Genomic DNA, 18,192 nt, shown 5'->3' with positions numbered 1-18,192 from the left:
CCCGCTTGATCAGTGAAGCAGAAGTGCTAATCTAGCACTATCTATCGCAACCCTAGATATAGTGTGCAATTGGGTCAAACCATCACTAGCCGCACTATATCTTGTGGCGACGTACAATAATCAAAAACGACAATTTATGGGTGTGCCGCATGAATCAACAACTGTTTGTGACTAAGCGCAGTGGCGAACGTGAACCACTGGACCTCGACAAAATCCATCGTGTTATCGACTGGGCCGCGGAAGGGCTAAACAACGTTTCAGTCTCGGAAGTTGAGATTAAATCGCGCATTCAATTTTACGATGGCATTAAAACTGAAGACATCCACGAAACCATTATCAAAGCGGCGGCCGATTTAATCTCCGAAGATGCCCCGGATTATCAGTATCTAGCGGCACGATTAGCGGTATTCCACTTGCGTAAGCTGGCATTTGGCCAGTTTGAACCACCGCATTTATATGACCAAGTCACCAAAATGGTCGCCAATGGCCGCTATGACAAACACTTGCTTGACGACTATAGCCAAGCCGAATTTGAGGCCATGAACGACTTCATTGATCACAGTCGTGACATGAACTTCTCGTACGCTGCCATCAAGCAACTTGAGGGCAAATATTTGGTACAAAACCGGGTCACCGGTGACATCTTTGAAAGTGCTCAGTTCTTGTACGTACTAGTGGCCGCCTGTTTGTTCGCAAACTACCCACGCGAGACGCGTATGAGCTACGTGAAACGCTTCTATGACGCCACCTCATTGTTCAAGATCTCACTGCCAACTCCGATCATGTCGGGTGTACGCACACCGACACGGCAGTTCAGCTCGTGCGTATTGATTGAAGCTGGCGATAGCCTTGATTCGATCAACGCTACCGCTTCAGCGATTGTGAAATATGTATCGCAACGTGCAGGTATCGGCATCAACGCCGGTCGCATTCGTGCCCTAGGTAGCCCAATTCGCGGCGGTGAAGCGTTCCATACCGGCTGTATCCCGTTCTATAAGTATTTCCAAACTGCAGTCAAAAGCTGTTCACAAGGTGGTGTGCGCGGTGGTGCAGCCACCCTATTCTACCCATTGTGGCATCTTGAAGTTGAGAGCCTGTTGGTACTGAAGAACAACCGCGGGGTTGAAGAGAACCGTGTTCGCCACCTCGATTATGGTGTGCAATTCAACCGCTTGATGTACAACCGCTTGATCAAAGACGATTACATCACACTGTTCAGCCCATCCGATGTACCAGGCCTGTACGACTCTTTCTTTGCTGACCAAAATGAATTTGAGCGGCTCTATACTCTGTACGAAAAAGACGACTCAATTCGCAAGAAACGTATTAAGGCCATTGAGTTATTCGGTTTATTTATGCAAGAGCGTGCCTCAACCGGCCGTATCTACTTGCAAAACGTTGACCATTGCAACACTCACAGCCCATTTGATCCGGCCGTGGCGCCTATTCGTCAAAGCAACCTGTGCCTTGAAATCGCCCTACCGACCAAGCCACTGGCTCATGTGAATGATCCAGAAGGCGAAATCGCCCTGTGTACGCTATCTGCGTTTAACCTCGGTGCTATCGAGTCATTGAGTGAAATTGAAGAAATGGCTGACCTCGCGGTGCGTGCGTTAGATAGCTTGCTCGACTACCAAGACTACCCTGTTCCGGCCGCTTTCAATGCCACCATGGGCCGCCGTACGCTGGGTATTGGAGTGATTAACTTCGCTTACTATCTGGCCAAAAATGGCGTGCGTTACTCTGATGGTTCAGCCAATGGCTTGGTACACCGCACCTTTGAAGCCATTCAATACTATTTGATGAAAGCCTCGGTGAATCTGGCGAAAGAATTAGGCGCCTGTCCGAAATTCAATGAAACCACCTATGCCAAAGGCATCATGCCAATTGATACCTACAAAAAAGATCTCGATGCAGTATGCCATGAGCCGCTGCAACTGGATTGGGATCAACTGCGCCAAGAAGTAGTTCAGTATGGTATGCGCAACTCAACCTTGTCGGCCTTAATGCCATCGGAAACGTCATCACAAATTTCTAATGCGACCAACGGTATTGAACCACCGCGCGGCCATATCAGCGTGAAGGCATCGAAAGATGGTATCACCAAGCAAGTCGTCCCAGAATACGAGCGTTTGAAAGATGCTTATGAACTATTGTGGACTATTCCAAGTAATAAAGGCTATCTAGAGCTGGTCGGTATTATGCAGAAGTTTGTCGACCAAACCATTTCTGCCAACACCAACTACGACCCTAGCAAATTCGACGGTGGTCGGGTGCCGATGAAGCAATTGCTACAAGATCTTTTGTACGCCTACAAACTTGGTGTAAAGACCTTGTACTACCACAATACCCGTGACGGCGCCTCAGATAACCAAGTCGACCTGCGCGATAAAATTGACGCCAAGCAAACCGAACAATCGAACCAAGCTGCAACCGTAGCTGTGGAAGCTGAAGATGATGATTGTGCCGGCGGCGCCTGCAAAATCTGATAGAGGAAGTAGCGAAGATGAGTTATTCAACGTTTAATCAGACCGCAAGCAACCCATTGTTGGAGCCGATGTTTTTCGGCAACTCAGTGAACGTGGCCCGTTACGACCAGCAAAAGCATGCCATTTTTGAGAAGTTGATCGAAAAACAACTAAGCTTTTTCTGGCGTCCGGAAGAAATTGACGTCAGTCGTGATCGGGTCGACTTCCACTCACTGACCGACAGCGAAAAGCACATTTTTATTTCCAACCTGAAATATCAGACCTTGCTTGACTCGGTGCAAGGCCGCAGCCCAAACATCGCGCTGCTGCCTATCGTATCTATTCCAGAATTAGAAACCTGGATCGAAACCTGGTCGTTTTCAGAGACCATTCACTCGCGCTCATACACGCATATTTTGCGTAATTTATTTACTGACCCGAGTGAAGTGTTCGAAGATATCGTCATTAATACCGAAATTCAGAAACGCGCCACCGATATCTCCCGCTATTATGACGACCTAATTTTCTATACCCAGCTGTGGCAAACCCACGGTGAAGGTGACGTTGAAGTGCTCGGTGAAAAACACACCGTCAGCTTACGGGAACTGAAAAAGAAGCTATTTTTGTGTATTAACTCGGTCAATGCACTTGAAGCCGTCCGCTTCTATGTAAGTTTTGCCTGTACCTTCGCCTTTGCTGAACGCGACCTGATGGAAGGTAACTCAAAAATCATTCGTTTGATTGCGCGCGATGAAAACCTGCATTTGTCATCAACTCAGCAAATCATCAACCTCTGGCAGTATGGCCACGACGACCCAGAAATGCGTGAAATAGCAGAGGAATTGCGCGACGAAGCATTGAACATCTTTATGAGCGCAGTTGAGCAGGAAAAACAATGGGCGCATTACCTGTTTAAACATGGCTCAATGATTGGTTTGAATGAAGAAATTCTGTGCCAATACGTGGAGTACATCGCCAACATGCGGATGCAAGCCATTGGCTTTGACGCGCCGTTCAAACAGCGTAGCAACCCATTACCCTGGATGAATAAGTATCTCGTATCAGATAACGTGCAAGTAGCTCCGCAAGAGGCTGAGATTTCGTCTTATTTGGTTGGTCAAATCGACAACGAAGTAAGCGCGGCTGATCTTGGGGGCTTTGAGCTCTAATCAGGCAATGGCAACCACCTTCAAGGTCATCGTCAACGGTCAGCATCAGCTGGCCGTTGATCCATCACAAGGCACGCTACTCGAAGCGATTGAGGCTGCTGGCATTGAAAGCCACTATCATTGTCGTAACGGTTTTTGCGGTGCCTGTCGAACCCAGCTGCTTGAAGGCCAAGTGAGCTATATCAATGAGCCACTGGCGTTTATTCGGCCCGGTGATTGCCTGCCCTGCTGTTGTGTGCCCGCTTCTGATCTAACCATCGAACATCGTTAACCCAAGGACTATCATCATGAGAACAGTTATCTTTGGTCGCCCCGGCTGTGGCTATTGCACCCGCGCTGTGCAGATTGCCGAGCGGTTAAGCCAGCAACGCGACGATTTTAGTTTCGAATACATTGATATGTACGCCCAAGGCATTAGTAAAACCGACTTGGAGAAGCTCACTGGCAACCCTGTGCACACCGTGCCGCAGGTATTTATTGATGATCAACATATCGGCGGCTGTACCGAATTCGAAGCCTACTCACGCCAGCATTTAGGGCTATAAACTAGCTCTTTTGCTGCAGCTCCTTGAGCACTTGGTTGATACGCTGCTGCGAGATTGGATAGCGGGTGCCGAGCTGTTGGGCAAAAAAGCTTACTCGCAATTCTTCGATCATCCAGGGTAACTCACGCAACTTTTCTGGCTGTGGCTTGTGCTTCGGCCAACTAGCCAGCAGTTGCTGATAGCTCTGCCAAAGTGCATCAATGGTTAGGGTATGCAGCCGATCTTTATTAGGGTCGACTGCAACTTTATCGAGGCGCCGCTCAACCGCCTTCATATAGCGCTCAATATCCCGTAATCGCGCGCTACCTGCGGCACTGACAAAGCCTGGCTTCACCAACCGATCCAATTGCTGGGCAATATCGCCATAAGCTTGTACCAACTGTAAGTTCATACTGCCTTTCAAGCGCTTACGCAATTGCTGACTCAGCACCAATACCGGCTCAACTAGCTGGGCCATAGCGGTGACCCGATCATTGAGCTCAGCCCGCGCTAAATCGTACAACCGTGTAAATCTCTGCGCGTCACGGACGTCACCAATTTGTTCAATGCATTCATCCAAGGCCGCGACAATACAATCATCAATCAGCTCGTCAACTTTACCCCAGGGGTTGTAATACATCGCCAGCTTGGCGCGATTCGACAGTGATTGCTGCAAATGCCGTATCGGTGATGGTAGCTGCAATAAGAGTAATTTGCGTAAGCCGGTGCGATGCTCAAATGCCGCCCGTTCGGCACTATCGAATAACTCTTGGCGCACCCCCTCAGCAGCCGGCACCAGTGCTGAATAAGCCTTGATAGCAAAGCCACGTTGCTGTTGTTCAAGCACCTCGGGCAGTGTACCAAATTGCCAATCGGTGGCCGCTTGCGGAGTTTCAGCAAGCGTGCTCACCGCTTGCCGCAGCGCCTGCTTAACTCGCCCTTGTAGTTGCTGCTGCAGAGCCGATAAATCGCGCGAACTAGCCACCACCTGCCCACTATCATTGAGGACTGAAAAATTCATCCGCAAATAGTTGTCCACCTGACTCACATCCCACGCCTCGGTAGGAACAGTTACCCCGGTCATACGGCGTAATTTTTCGCTTAACGCTGCAATCAGCGGCTGCTTAGTTGGGTCATTAGCCTGGTCATCGGCACAAAATGCCTCAGCAAAATTTGGCGCCGGCACAAAGTTTCGCCGCCAACTCTTCGGTAAACTCTTAATCAACGCCGTTACCAATGCCGGGCGAAACGCTGGTACTAACCAATCAAAACCGTCTGGCTGTAATTGATTTAGCAAAGCTAACGGTACCGTCACCGTCACGCCATCGGCGGTATCCTCGGGGGCAAAGATATAACTTAGCGGTAGCCGCAAGTTACCCTGTTGCCAGAACTCCGGATAATCCGCCGCAGTAATATGGTCAGCGCTCTGCGCCATCACGGTGTCACGCTCAAAAAACAGTAGCCGAGGTTGTTGCTTGACCGCCTGATGCCACCACCCTGCTAGCAACTGCTCGTTATACACATGGGCTGGAATATGTTGATCATAGGCAGCAAACAATACCTCGTCGTCTACCACGATATCGCGCCGTCTCGATTTCTCTTCGAGCTCACGGACTTCGTCGAGTAACGCTAAATTGTGGGCAATAAAGGGTAGCTTGCGTTTCAGTTGTCCATTCACCAGGGCTTCACGAATAAACAGCGCGCGAGCTGCGACGGGGTCAACCGGGCCATATTGAACACGCCGTTTCGGCACAATAATCAAGCCATACAGGGTGACTTGCTCATCGGCCACTACCGAACCACTGTTGGCCGAGAAATGTGGCTCAAAATAACTGCGCTTCACCAAGTGCATGGCCAGTGGCTCAACCCACTCCGGTTCAATGCGCGCATTCACGCGCGCAAACAAGCGCGAGGTTTCTACCAGTTCCGCCGACATCAACCACTTCGGTGGCTTTTTAAATAATCCAGAACCCGGAAACACATAGAACTTTCTATTTCGTGCCCCTAGAAATTCATGACTGTCTTGTTTTTGCCCCAGTTGCGATAGCATGCCGCTCAGCAGCGCTTGATGTAATGCTTGATAGTTGGCCGCTTCGGTGTTCAAGCGAAAGCCAAGGGTACGAACCGTTTGCCGCAACTGGGTATAGACATCTTGCCATTCGCGAATGCGCAGAAAATGAATAAATTCTTCTTTCAGGCGCTTACGAAACTGGTTTTTCGACAGGCTTTTCTCCAGCTCATGAACGTACTGCCACAACTTCAAATAACTGACAAAATCAGACTCTTTATCGTGAAAACGCGCATGCAGTTCGGAGGCTTTTTGTTGGAATTGTTGCGGTCGTTCACGCGGGTCCTGAATACTGAGAGCGGCAGTAACCACTAATGCTTCTTGCACCGCACCCGTATCACGCGCAGCAATGATCATCCGGGCTAAGCGCGGATCTACCGGCAACTGCGCCAATTGCTGGCCCAAGGCAGTTAGTTGCGGGCCTTTACCACGTCGCGGCGCTGATTTGATGGCATGCAGCTCTTGTAGCAGGTTCAAACCATCGTTGATATAACGCTCGTCAGGCCGATCAATAAATGGAAACTTACGAATATCGCCTAACCGTGCCGCGGTCATTTGCAAAATGACAGCGGCCAAGTTGGTACGTAAGATTTCGGGATCGGTGTATTGCGGACGCGCTAAAAAATCCTCTTCGCTGTATAACCGAATACATACCCCGGCAGCAACCCGCCCACAGCGTCCTTTGCGCTGATTGGCGCTGGCCTGGGAGATTTTCTCGATAGGTAGGCGCTGTACTTTGGTGCGATAACTATAGCGGCTAATACGGGCCGTGCCTGGGTCCACCACATAGCGGATGCCCGGCACGGTCAGCGAGGTTTCAGCCACGTTGGTAGCAATCACGACGCGGCGATTACCGTGGCCTTGAAAGATCCGATTCTGCTCAGCGGTGGACAAACGCGCAAATAGCGGCAGTAATTCCGTATCACCAAGCTCGGCCTCGGTTAAGGCCTCAGCAAAATCACGAATTTCACGTTCGCCACTGGCAAACACCAAAATATCGCCGGGGCCCTCAGCTTGTAACTCGCGCACGGCACTCACCACTGCCTGCACTACATCGCCATCGTCGCTATCGGAACTATCTTCAGTTACCGGCCGATAGCGTACTTCAACCGGAAAGGTACGCCCCTCAACGGTGATAATCGGTGCGTGATTAAAATGCTTGGCAAAGCGCTCGGTTTCTATGGTGGCTGAGGTGATGATGAGCTTTAAATCGGGGCGCTTGGGTAAAATTGTTGCCAACACACCCAGTAAAAAGTCGATATTGAGGCTGCGTTCGTGGGCTTCGTCAATAATAATCGCGTCGTAGCCGCGCAGCAGGCTATCTTGCTGCACTTCAGCGAGCAGCATACCGTCGGTCAGTAGCTTAATTTCTGTGCTGGCAGTGGTTTGGTCGCTAAAGCGCACTTTAAAGCCAACCCGCTGGCCGAGCTCACTCTGCAACTCGCTGGCAATGCGCTGGGCAACGCTACGAGCGGCCAGCCGGCGCGGCTGGGTATGGGCAATGCGAGTGCCTTCTGCAGCACGACCAAAGCCCATCTCCAGCAACATTTTCGGTAACTGGGTGGTTTTGCCCGAGCCAGTTTCGCCAGCTACAATAATCACCTGATGGGCAGCGATAGCCGCTTGGATCTCGGCTTTCGCTTGCACCACCGGTAATTCGGCGGGAAAAATAATAGCCTGGGCTGCTGATTGAGTCGATTGCTGCACGATGTTCCCGACAACGCAGTGAATAACGAGGTGCAGTTTACCAGCAGCACGGCCTGATGTTAATGCATCCTCAGTTTTTGTAGATGCTCACTTCAGTCGGTTGATTGCCGACCCGTTTAGCGCGGTACATACCTTCGGTATTAAACGGCATGTGCACATTGCCCGCCGCATCAATAATGATCACGCCACCGGTACCGCCAGCGGGCAATAAAACATCATGGATCACCGTATCACCAGCGCTGACAATATCAACGCCCTGGTATTTTACCCGTGAGCAGATATCGGCAGCGACATGGTAGCGAATGAAATACTCACCATGACCAGTCGCAGAGACTGCACAGCTAGCGTTATCGGCCCAGGTGCCAGCACCAATAATCGGCGCATCACCGACCCGCCCCCAACGCTTCGCAGTCATGCCGCCGGTTGACGTGCCGGCCGCTAAATTGCCGTTTTTATCCAGCGCCACCGCACCAACGGTGCCATATTTAAAGCGCTCATCAAGGGCTAAATAGGCCTGATAATCAGCCACACCAAGGCGCTTTTTGGCTTCCAACAGCTGTTGATAGCGCGCGTCAGTATTGAAATAACTATTGGCTACCAGTTCCAAACCCTGTTGTTCGGCAAATTGTTCCGCACCTTTGCCACTGAGCATCACGTGCACCGACTGTTCCATCACCGCCCGAGCCAGCGCAATGGGGCTTTTGACCGTAGTCACCCCAGCCACGGCACCGGCCGCTAATGTCGCCCCGTTCATAATCGAGGCATCAAGCTCATGGCCACCGTCAAAGGTATACACCGCACCTTTACCGGCATTAAAGAAAGGTGATGCTTCCATCACCTGAATGGCGGCGATAACTGCATCCATCGATTCACCGCCAGCGGCTAAAATTGCGTGTCCGGCTTCGACCGCCTCCGCTAGCTTATCTTTATAAGCCTGTTCTTGCTCAGCGCTAAACTGAGCGCGGGTAATGGTTCCGGCACCGCCATGAATGGCGATACCAAATGGTGGCTCCTCAGCTTGGGCTGAATAACTCGCTAACAACACACTGATGACGATGAAATGGCGTAACATGGCTGATCCTCGTTGAATAACAGGTGAATACCCGTTCGTAATTTGCTGTAATTGGCTTTACTATTGACCAAGCCGGTGTTGCTGGCAAGGGCGAAAGCGACCAAGCGAGCAACTATAACGATCAATGAAGCGTGGAGCCGCATGCACAATCCAACCTTTTATTGGCACGACTACGAAACTTGGGGCGCCAACCCACAGCTTGACCGCCCAGCACAATTTGCTGGAATTCGGACCGACGCTGATCTGCAGCCCATTGGCCGACCGTTATCGATTTATGCCCAGCCCACGCCAGATTTTTTGCCGCACCCGCGCGCTGTCTTAGTAACCGGTATTACGCCTCAGCAAGCGTTTAATCAGGGTATGCATGAAGCGGCCTTTGCGGCCAAAATTCATGCTGAATTCAGTCAACCAAACACCACTATTGTCGGTTACAACTCCGTAAACTTTGATGATGAAGTCAGCCGTCATTTGCTCTATCGCAATTTTTACGATCCATATGCCTACAGTTGGCAAGAGCAAAGCTCGCGCTGGGATCTGATTGATTTAGTGCGCGCCTGTTACGCCCTGCGCCCTGAGGGTATTGAATGGCCGCAAAAAGATGATGGCCGGGTGAGTATGCGCTTGGAAGATTTGACCCGCGCTAACGGCATTGCTCACGGCAACGCCCACGATGCCTTAAGCGATGTGCGGGCGACTATTAGCCTGGCGCAACTACTCAAGCGCGCACAACCTAAGTTATTCGATTATGCCTTTAGAATCCGCCACAAACGCGATATTCAACAACTGATCGGGCTGCATAACTTTACCGCGCTGGCCCACATCAGCAGCTGGTACGGCGCCGAACAGGGCTATTTAAGTCTAATTTTACCGTTGGCGTATCACCCAAAGCAGCCTAACAACCTAATCTATTGGGATTTGCGCTGTGACCCCAGCGTCTTTGCCGATGCGAGTGTTGAGCAAATGCAACAACGACGCTTTACTAAACGTCGTGACTTGCAGGGCCAAGAAGCCTTCGGCGGGCAAACCTTAGGCATTAACCGCTGCCCGTTTTTAGCGCCAAGTAACGTACTAACCGCACCGGTCTGCGAACGCTGGCAGCTCGATTTAAAGCGCTTTGAGCAGCATCGGCAAACGCTGATTGAGCAGCCTGAGCTGCGCCAACGCATTATTGATGCATTAGCCGAACAACGTGACTTTGATGCTGTTGATGACCCTGATTTAATGCTCTATTCCGGACCATTTTTTAGCCCACAAGACCGCGCTAATATGGATATCATTCGTGCAACCAGCCCAGAACAATTGGCCGGTATAGCACTTAATGTCGCCGATGCACGTATCCCTGAAATGCTGTTCCGGTATCGCGCGCGTAATTTTCCAGCAACCTTGAGTGCTGATGAGCTTGAGCGCTGGCGGCAATTTTGTCGACAACGATTGCTGCAACCGCCACGTGGTGGCCTGTCGCTCAGCAGTTTTGCCGAGCAAATTGAGCATGCTGCAGAAGAACACCGCGACGAGCCGCACAAACTGCGCTTGTTGCACGATTTATACCGCTATGTTGAGAGCTTATAACTATGTCAAAACCATCGCCTGAGCATGATAAGCACTATGACTATGTAATTGTTGGCGCGGGCTCAGCTGGCTGTGTGCTGGCCAATCGGCTCAGTGAGAATGGTCGCTATCAGGTGGCGGTATTTGAAGCCGGTGGTGACAATAAGTCGCTGTTAGTGGATATGCCTGGAGCGGTAGCAAGCTTTATGCACTGGGCCAAGTATAACTGGCTGTATCGCAGCAGTGATGGCTTGCCGCTGCGCGATGGCAAAGGCTTGTATACCCCACGTGGCAAAGGCCTTGGTGGCAGCAGCGCTATTAACGCCATGATCTACACCCGTGGGGCCGCCAGCGACTATCAACAGTGGGCCGAGCAAAGTAGCCCGGCATGGGGCTGGGATAATGTGCTGGCACGCTTCAAGAAACTTGAACGTAACCAACGTGGTGCCGATGATTTTCATGGCGACCAAGGGCCGTTGCATGTCAGCGACGTGCCGGTGCACTTTACCGTTGCCGAGCAGTTCATGAAGGCAGCTGAACAAGTTGGCATAGCGCGTAATCGAGATTTCAACGGTGCCGAGTTGTTTGGCGTGGGACGCTATCAATTTACTATTCATCAAGGCAAACGCTGGAGCGTACGTAAAGCGTTCTTAGAGCCAGCACAATCACGTAGTAATCTGGCGGTGCATACCGGCTGCTTGGTCGAGCGCGTGGTTTTTGACGGCGACCGTGCTATCGGAATTTATTATCGCCGCCGCGGCAAGCTGCATTTTGTGCGCGCCAACAAAGAAGTCATTTTGTGCGGTGGTGCGCTTAATTCACCGCATTTGCTCAAACTATCAGGCGTAGGCCCTGCTGCTGAACTTGCGCAATTTGGCATTGCGCTAGTCGCGGATCGCCCTGAAGTCGGTGAGAACTTGCAAGAACATGTGGATGTCATGCTGCAATACAAAAATGCGCGTAAAGATGGCATTACCATTAACCCAGTTGGGCTCGCCAAACTCAGCGCCGGCTTATGGCGTTTCTTACGCAAAAAACAAGGGCCATTGGCCTCACCACCCTGCGAAGTGGGCGGTTTTTTGCGCAGTAGCGAGGCTGTCAGCACTCCGGATATTCAATTACACCTGGTTCCTACATTATTTAATGACAGTGGTTACGATTTACTACCGGCTTTACGCAATGGCTACGCCTGTCATGTCTGTGTGTTGCGGCCCAAGGCCCGCGGGCGGGTATTCTTGCAAAGCCCCGATGCCGCGCAGGCTCCGGGTTTTTACTACAATTTTTTGCAAAATCGAGACGACCAGCAGGTGTTATTGAGTGGTGTACGCCAAGCGTTGAAAATCATGCAAGCACCGGCGCTCGCTGAGCACAATGGTGGTGTGATTATGCCCACCCAAACGGTGAGCGATGAACAATTACTGAGTGAGTTACAACGTCATATCGGGCTTATCTATCACCCCACCAGCACCTGCCGCATGGGCAATGATGCCGATGCCGTGGTTGATGCCGAATTAAGGGTTCGTGGTGTGCGTAATCTGCGGGTCATTGATGCATCGATTATGCCCACGGTGGTTAGCGGTAATACCAACGCTCCCACCATGGTCATAGCCGATATTGGCGCCGACTTTATCCTTGCCGACGCCGACTCACCCTAACCTTTGCGGGCCGGGGTGAAGTTAGCGAAAAAACGCGCCAAGGCTGGAATCAGAATCATCGCACCCAACATGTTCCAGATGAACATGAAGGTCAGCAAGATGCCCATATCCGCTTGAAACTTAATCGGTGACCACATCCAGGTCGCCACGCCAATCGCGAGTGTTAAGCCAGTGAAGCCAACCGCTTTACCAGTAGTTTCTAGCGCGTACATATAGGCATCATCAAGATGTTTACCCTGCTCTAGCGCCTCTTTCATGCGGGTGTAGATATAAATACCGTAATCCACGCCAATACCAACACCCAGTGCAATCACCGGCAAGGTCGCAACTTTCACACCAATGCCGAGCACTGCCATCAGGCCTTGACTCATTACTGTGGTCAACATCAACGGCAGAATAATGCACGCCACGGTACGAATACTGCGGAAGGTTAACAGGCAGAGGAAAATAACCACGCCATACACCCACAACAGCATTTTCGTTTGTGCTTGTTCAATCACCGAGTTGGTCGCTGCTTCAATGCCTGAATTACCGGCAGCCATCAGCAAACTTAAGCCTTGTTGCTGATAGTTGGCATTGAATTCTTGCACTGAGGCAACCACGGTTTTCAGGGTTTCAGCCTTGTGATCATTGAGGTAAATAATGATCGGCGCCATCGAGCAGGCAGGGTTCACCAAACCTGATGGGGCACGGCTGGTATTGGCATTCAACACGTACTGGTTGCGATTCAAGCTAAACCACTTGAGGTTACCCTCATTCAGCCCGAAACCACCCATTTTAGCCACGTACACGATAGACTTAACGTCTTGTACGCCCGGGGTGTTCTGCATGTGCCAGCTGAATTGATCCATCAATTCAAGATTTTGATACGCCACACAGGAGCCTGGCTCAGTTTCTGCCATGACGACAAAAATATCGGTACTGGAGCTGTAGTTGTCGACAATAAACTGATTATCTAGGTTATAACGGCTGTCGGGGCGCAATTCCGGCGCCCCAGCGTCGAGGTCACCGATCTTCATATCAGCGCTGTAGACTAAACCCCAAGCTAAACCGACAAAAGCGACTGCCAGCGCCGGATAGGCCCACTTTGGCTTCGAGAAGTTGCTGAAAAACGCCAAGATAGAGTGGGTTTCGTTATGGCTTTTCTCGGCATAACGACGGCCACTCGGTGAGATACCCACATACGACATAATAATCGGCAGCAAGCCTAAATTGGTCAGTACCACCACCGCCACACCGATACTAGCCGCAATTGCAAGCTCCTGAATCACCTTGATATCAATGACCATTAAGGTGGTAAAACCAATGGCATCGGATACCAATGCCGTTAAGCCAGCAATATAGAGACCACGGAAGGCTAACCGTGCTGAGGCGAGATTATCGAAGCCGGCAAAGCGGTTATTGCCAATCGCATTGATGATCTGCACACCATGGCTTACACCGATGGCAAACACCAAAAACGGTACCAACATGGAGTACGGGTTAATGCCGCTACCAATCAGTTCAATGATACCCAGCTGCCATACCACGGCAATGATGGAACACACCAACACCGTAAACGAGCTACGCCAGCAACGGCTATACCAATACAGCATCAGCAAGGTGATCACGATAGCAATCAGGAAGAACATGGCCACCTGTTCGGCGCCCTCAATCAAATCACCAATCACTTTGGCAAAGCCAGTGATATGAATTTTGATGGTGTCTGACTCGTATTTGTCGCGAATTAAGGTTTCTAACTTTTCTGAAAAATCAGCATAGTTGAGTGCCTCGCCGGTGTCTGGGTCAATCTCGTTGAGCGGCACAAAAATCAGTGCTGATTTGAAGTTAGACGCCACCAAGTTACCCAATTCGCCCGAGCGCAAAATATTGCTGCGCAGCTGTTCCAGTGATTGCTCAGACTCATCCCAAGTATCTGGAATCACCGGACCGCCCACAAAGCCTTCTTCGGTGACTTCGCTCCAGCGTACGTTCGGCGTCCACACACTGCGCAAACCAGAGCGGTTAACTCCAGAGATAAAGAACACTTCGTCGGTCACATCACGCAAGACGCGCTGATACTCGGCGCTAAAAATATCGCCCTCGGTGGTTTCCACAGCGATCCGCACCACGTTACCCATACCGGCCAAGTCGCGCTGATGCTTGAAATAATTTTGGATGAACTCGTGGTTGGTCGGGATCATTTTGGTAAAGCTGGCTTCTGGGCGCACCATGCTGGCGTGCCACGCCAGAAATGCTGTAAGCACCGCAAAAGCAACAAACCACAGCGGCCTAAAACCGAACAGTAGGCGTTCTAACCACACACTCTTTTGCTCAATCGCGGCGCTTGTTTTTAATTCTGACATAGTCATTGCGTCCTATACTTATTTTTGCGCCATAGCCGGCATCGTGAGAACACCTTGCTGCCCTACCAAGGTCAGCGATTGGTCTGGCATCACCAGCACATCGGTTAACGTAGCGCCGCTTGGGTGATTTATCTCCTGCACCACACCAGTTGCGTCAATGTGGGCGACCATGCCGGCATTACCGACTAAATAAACGCCACCATCATAGGCATCAGCTGCCGCATTAATATTGACGCGATTACTTAAGCGTACTTGTGCGAAGCTAGCGCCTTGGTCATCGCTATAAAACACGTTACCACGTAACCCAAATGCCCATAAGCGCCGTTGAGTATCAACAAATAAGCCAAAATAGGAGCCGCTATAAGGCGGCTCAATCTCATAAAAACTTGCGCCCTGATCATCACTTTTGAACAACAGCCCTTGCTCACCGGCCAAATAAAGCGCAGTGCCATCGGTCGCTAAGGCATTAAAATGAAACTCACTTGGGTTATTAATTTGTGCATCAAGTACCTGCCAGCTTGCGCCGCCATCGGTTGAACGCACCGCAGTACCATAAGCACCAACCGCAATCACAATATCTTCAGACAAGGCAATAACGTCTAAAAAGGGGCGTGTTGGCCCTTCTTCTTTGGCAAACCGTGCATTGTCGAGTAAAAACTCGACACTCATAAGCTGTTCTTCCACCACCATCAGGGTGTCATCGTCTAACTCGCCACTATCAAGTTGCTGTTGTAAATCGATGAGACGCTGTTCAAATGCGGTGATTTGCAAATCAATTAAGGCAAAACCGTCCAGCTGTGTTTGCCACGTTGCGCCGCCATCGGTGCTGTGCACAATCACCCCATGGTGGCCAACAGCCCAGCCGTGCTTGGCATTGGCAAAGTCGACAGCGGTGAAATACACGCTGCTAGGCACTGCGGCTTGCTGCCACGCACCAGCCGCTTCGCGGCGCACAATGACGCCAAAATCACCGACCGCAATTGCCTGTTCCCCGGCTTGGGTAATCTCTGTTAGAGTGGCTTTGGTCGCTAACGGCGCGACCATCGCGGGGGCGGTGATGATATCAAAGTCGTTCGCTGCAACAACAACGGGGGCCAGTGTTAATGTTAGGCCGAGCAATACGCTATGACAGGCGGTTGCTTTGATCATGGAACCCTCTTATGTTTAGGTGGTCTTAGAATTGTATTCGTAACAGTTGCAAAATTTCTACGGGCGATACATGCTATGGGTATTCCGTAGGAGGTCGAACCAGCCGATACCCTACCGTAAACCAGATTCTAACGCTAGTACAAGTATGAAGAACAACAAGGAAAAGCAACGATGAATAAAATGATGCTGAAAGCCGGACTGTTTGCGCTATCTGTCGTTTCTGCCAGTGTAATGGCCAAAGTTACGACTGAACAGGCGGACCGTTTGGGTCGTGATTTAACCCCAATGGGTGCCGAAATGGCAGCTAATGCCGATGGTTCTATCCCTGCGTGGACTGGTGGCTACAGTGTAAAAGCTGATGGTGACATTCCTTCACGTCCGGCTGATCCATTCGCTGATGACGAAATTCTGTTTACCATCACTCATGATAATTTAGACCAGCACAAAGACATGTTGTCGGCGGGTCAAATTGCCATGTTTGATAAGTATCCAACCTACAAAATGAATATTTATCCGACCCGTCGTTCTGCGGCCTACCCGCAAGATGTCTACGACGCGGTGAAAAAGAACGCTTTGAATGCTGAATTGGTAGCCGGCGGCAACGGGTTGGCAAACTTTGATAAGCACGTGCCTTTCCCAATTCCACAAAACGGTTTAGAAGTTATTTGGAACCATATAACGCGCTACCGCGGTGGTGCAGTAACTCGCGTTGTGAACCAATTCCGGGTACTTGAAAACGGTTCACCCAACCCAGTTTTACTGCGCGAGTCATTAGTATTCCCAGAATACATGCAAAGTGGCCGTGAAAGTGCTGACGACAATATCCTGTTTTACTTCCTACAAGAAGTATTAGCACCAACCCAGTTAACCGGTACCGTGCTGTTAGTTCACGAGACTATTGACCAAGTCAAAGAAGCCCGTAAGGCATGGCTGTACAACGCTGGTCAGCGCCGCGTTCGGTTAGCGCCAAACGTAGCCTATGACGGCCCAGGTACTGCTGCGGACGGCTTACGTACCTCAGATGGTCTAGATATGTTCAACGGTGCACCAGACAAGTACAACTGGGAACTGATTGGCAAACGTGAAATGTACATTGGCTACAACAACTTCAAGCTGATGGACACTAGCCTAAGCTACGATGACATCATCAACGCTGGCCACATGAACCAAGACTACGTGCGTTACGAAAAACACCGCGTTTGGGAAGTGAAAGCAACCCTGAAAGAAGGTGAGCGTCACCAGTATGCTGTGCGTCACATGTTCATTGATGAAGATACCTGGACAGCGTCAGTTGTTGACCACTACGATGAGCGTGGCACCTTATGGCGCGTCGGTGAAGCGTACAACGTACAATTCTACTATCACGACACCCCATGGATGTCTGCAGAAGCACTATACGACCTAACGTCTGGCCGTTATGTGTTGCTTGGCTTGGCCAACGAAGAAAGTGAATTCATGGACTTCGACATTAGCCCACGCCGCTCAGACTTCAGTACCGGCGCCCTGCGTCGTATGGGTATTCGTTAATAGCGCTATACCGATTACGCAAAAAGCCAGCTTACGCTGGCTTTTTTTATGGCTATTTCCCGACTAAATTTTTATCAACGTAATCATTTGCGCTCAAGGCGGGCCAATAGGCTTGAGGTATCCCAGCGCGAGCCGCCCATATTTTGCACTTCGGCATAGAACTGGTCGACTAGCGCGGTCAATGGCATGCTCACACCCTGGCGCTCGGCTTCGGCTAACACGATTTTTAAATCTTTGCGCATCCAGTCCACTGCAAAACCGTGGTTATAGTGTTGGTCCCACATGCTGCGATAGCGGTTTTGCATCTGCCATGAACCAGCGGCGCCCTGACTGATGCAGCGCACCAACGTGTCGGCATCTAAGCCCACCTTGCGAGCTAATTGCAGGCCTTCGGCAAGGCCTTGCACCACCCCAGCAATACACACCTGATTGACCATTTTGGCTAACTGCCCGTGGCCGGCAGGCCCCATGTGTTCGCGAGTTTTGCAGTAGCAGGCCAACACTGCATCAACTTGGTCTAAAGTGGCTCGTTCTCCTCCAATCATTGCGGTCAGCACGCCGTTTTCAGCACCTGCTTGACCGCCGGATACCGGGGCATCAAGGAAGGCAATGCCGCGCTCACGAGCGGCCGCAGCAAGCTCACGAGCCAGTTCTGCCGAAGCAGTAGTGTGATCGACCAACACCGCTCCTGAATGCATTCCGGCCAGCACACCATCGGCGCCATAGACTACCGAGCGCACATCATCATCGTTACCCACACACAGTAATACCACGTCGGCATTCAGTACTGCCTCACGTGGGGTTAATGCCGCCCGCCCCTGATGCTCAGTAGCCCACTGCTGCGCCTTTGCGGCGGTGCGGTTGTAAACAGTGGTGGTAAAGCCCTTTTGGCTCAGATGGCGAGCCATTGGCCCGCCCATAACACCGAGGCCGATAAATGCGCACGACATTGTCATGATG

The 18,192-nt window shown here is 51.0% G+C and carries 12 protein-coding genes; 7 read left to right on the top strand and 5 right to left on the bottom strand.

Annotated elements, in window-relative coordinates; translation table 11 throughout:
• Window positions 1-149: 149 nt before the first annotated feature.
• The 4 genes from nrdA to EFO84_RS10260 are packed head-to-tail and all read left to right on the top strand — an operon-like array spanning window position 150 to window position 4,182.
• Window positions 150-2,489, top strand: coding sequence for a class 1a ribonucleoside-diphosphate reductase subunit alpha (nrdA, locus tag EFO84_RS10275; protein WP_127347971.1), 2,340 nt, complete (start codon window positions 150-152; stop codon window positions 2,487-2,489).
• 17 nt (window positions 2,490-2,506) lie between these two features.
• Window positions 2,507-3,637 carry a class Ia ribonucleoside-diphosphate reductase subunit beta gene (gene nrdB, locus EFO84_RS10270; RefSeq protein WP_127347970.1) on the top strand — a complete coding sequence of 377 codons (1,131 nt, stop codon included), beginning with the start codon at window positions 2,507-2,509 and terminating at the stop codon, window positions 3,635-3,637.
• 7 nt (window positions 3,638-3,644) lie between these two features.
• Window positions 3,645-3,908, top strand: coding sequence for a class I ribonucleotide reductase maintenance protein YfaE (yfaE, locus tag EFO84_RS10265; protein WP_127347969.1), 264 nt, complete (start codon window positions 3,645-3,647; stop codon window positions 3,906-3,908).
• 16 nt (window positions 3,909-3,924) lie between these two features.
• Window positions 3,925-4,182 carry a GrxA family glutaredoxin gene (locus EFO84_RS10260; RefSeq protein ID WP_127347968.1) on the top strand — a complete coding sequence of 86 codons (258 nt, stop codon included), beginning with the start codon at window positions 3,925-3,927 and terminating at the stop codon, window positions 4,180-4,182.
• Window position 4,183: 1 nt separating this feature from the next.
• Here EFO84_RS10260 and hrpA read toward each other — a convergent pair whose 3' ends face one another.
• Complete coding sequence (gene hrpA, locus EFO84_RS10255) at window positions 4,184-7,936, bottom strand: ATP-dependent RNA helicase HrpA (RefSeq protein WP_240642693.1); 3,753 nt, start codon at window positions 7,934-7,936, stop codon at window positions 4,184-4,186.
• Window positions 7,937-8,006: 70 nt separating this feature from the next.
• On the bottom strand, window positions 8,007-9,008 hold the full coding sequence (locus EFO84_RS10250; protein ID WP_127347966.1) for an isoaspartyl peptidase/L-asparaginase family protein: 1,002 nt from the start codon (window positions 9,006-9,008) through the stop codon (window positions 8,007-8,009).
• 141 nt (window positions 9,009-9,149) lie between these two features.
• On the opposite strand from EFO84_RS10250, the gene sbcB reads away from it, so the two are divergent.
• Window positions 9,150-10,577 (top strand): exodeoxyribonuclease I, encoded by a 1,428-nt coding sequence (gene sbcB / locus EFO84_RS10245; protein ID WP_127347965.1) that lies wholly within the window; start codon window positions 9,150-9,152, stop codon window positions 10,575-10,577.
• A 2-nt stretch (window positions 10,578-10,579) separates the two neighbouring features.
• Window positions 10,580-12,211 (top strand): GMC family oxidoreductase, encoded by a 1,632-nt coding sequence (locus EFO84_RS10240; RefSeq protein WP_127347964.1) that lies wholly within the window; start codon window positions 10,580-10,582, stop codon window positions 12,209-12,211.
• Here the strand turns inward: EFO84_RS10240 and EFO84_RS10235 are convergent.
• Entirely contained in the window at window positions 12,208-14,556 is a 2,349-nt protein-coding gene (locus EFO84_RS10235) for an efflux RND transporter permease subunit (RefSeq protein ID WP_127347963.1), read from the bottom strand. The genes EFO84_RS10240 and EFO84_RS10235 overlap by 4 nt on opposite strands.
• A gap of 18 nt (window positions 14,557-14,574) precedes the next feature.
• A complete protein-coding gene (locus EFO84_RS10230) occupies window positions 14,575-15,705 on the bottom strand; it encodes a WD40/YVTN/BNR-like repeat-containing protein (RefSeq protein WP_127347962.1) in 1,131 nt (376 codons plus the stop codon).
• Window positions 15,706-15,876: 171 nt separating this feature from the next.
• Here EFO84_RS10230 and EFO84_RS10225 point away from each other — a divergent pair, with 171 nt between their 5' ends.
• A complete protein-coding gene (locus EFO84_RS10225) occupies window positions 15,877-17,232 on the top strand; it encodes a DUF1329 domain-containing protein (RefSeq protein ID WP_127347961.1) in 1,356 nt (451 codons plus the stop codon).
• Between the two features lie 83 nt (window positions 17,233-17,315).
• On the opposite strand, the gene EFO84_RS10220 is transcribed toward EFO84_RS10225, so the two are convergent.
• Entirely contained in the window at window positions 17,316-18,188 is an 873-nt protein-coding gene (locus EFO84_RS10220; RefSeq protein ID WP_127347960.1) for an NAD(P)-dependent oxidoreductase, read from the bottom strand.
• Between the last annotated feature and the right edge of the window lie 4 nt (window positions 18,189-18,192).

The organism is Pseudidiomarina mangrovi, from assembly GCF_003999375.1.
In the GTDB taxonomy this organism is placed as follows: Bacteria; Pseudomonadota; Gammaproteobacteria; order Enterobacterales; family Alteromonadaceae; genus Pseudidiomarina; species Pseudidiomarina mangrovi.
This window is presented reverse-complemented; position numbering and strand designations above follow the sequence as displayed.

Coding starts and splice junctions, on each gene's coding strand:
- nrdA (WP_127347971.1), top strand. CDS start 150: ATGAATCAACAACTGTTTGTGACTAAGCGCAGTGGCGAACGTGAACCA.
- nrdB (WP_127347970.1), top strand. CDS start 2,507: ATGAGTTATTCAACGTTTAATCAGACCGCAAGCAACCCATTGTTGGAG.
- yfaE (WP_127347969.1), top strand. CDS start 3,645: ATGGCAACCACCTTCAAGGTCATCGTCAACGGTCAGCATCAGCTGGCC.
- EFO84_RS10260 (WP_127347968.1), top strand. CDS start 3,925: ATGAGAACAGTTATCTTTGGTCGCCCCGGCTGTGGCTATTGCACCCGC.
- EFO84_RS10250 (WP_127347966.1), bottom strand. CDS start 9,008: ATGTTACGCCATTTCATCGTCATCAGTGTGTTGTTAGCGAGTTATTCA.
- sbcB (WP_127347965.1), top strand. CDS start 9,150: ATGCACAATCCAACCTTTTATTGGCACGACTACGAAACTTGGGGCGCC.
- EFO84_RS10240 (WP_127347964.1), top strand. CDS start 10,580: ATGTCAAAACCATCGCCTGAGCATGATAAGCACTATGACTATGTAATT.
- EFO84_RS10235 (WP_127347963.1), bottom strand. CDS start 14,556: ATGTCAGAATTAAAAACAAGCGCCGCGATTGAGCAAAAGAGTGTGTGG.
- EFO84_RS10230 (WP_127347962.1), bottom strand. CDS start 15,705: ATGATCAAAGCAACCGCCTGTCATAGCGTATTGCTCGGCCTAACATTA.
- EFO84_RS10225 (WP_127347961.1), top strand. CDS start 15,877: ATGAATAAAATGATGCTGAAAGCCGGACTGTTTGCGCTATCTGTCGTT.
- EFO84_RS10220 (WP_127347960.1), bottom strand. CDS start 18,188: ATGACAATGTCGTGCGCATTTATCGGCCTCGGTGTTATGGGCGGGCCA.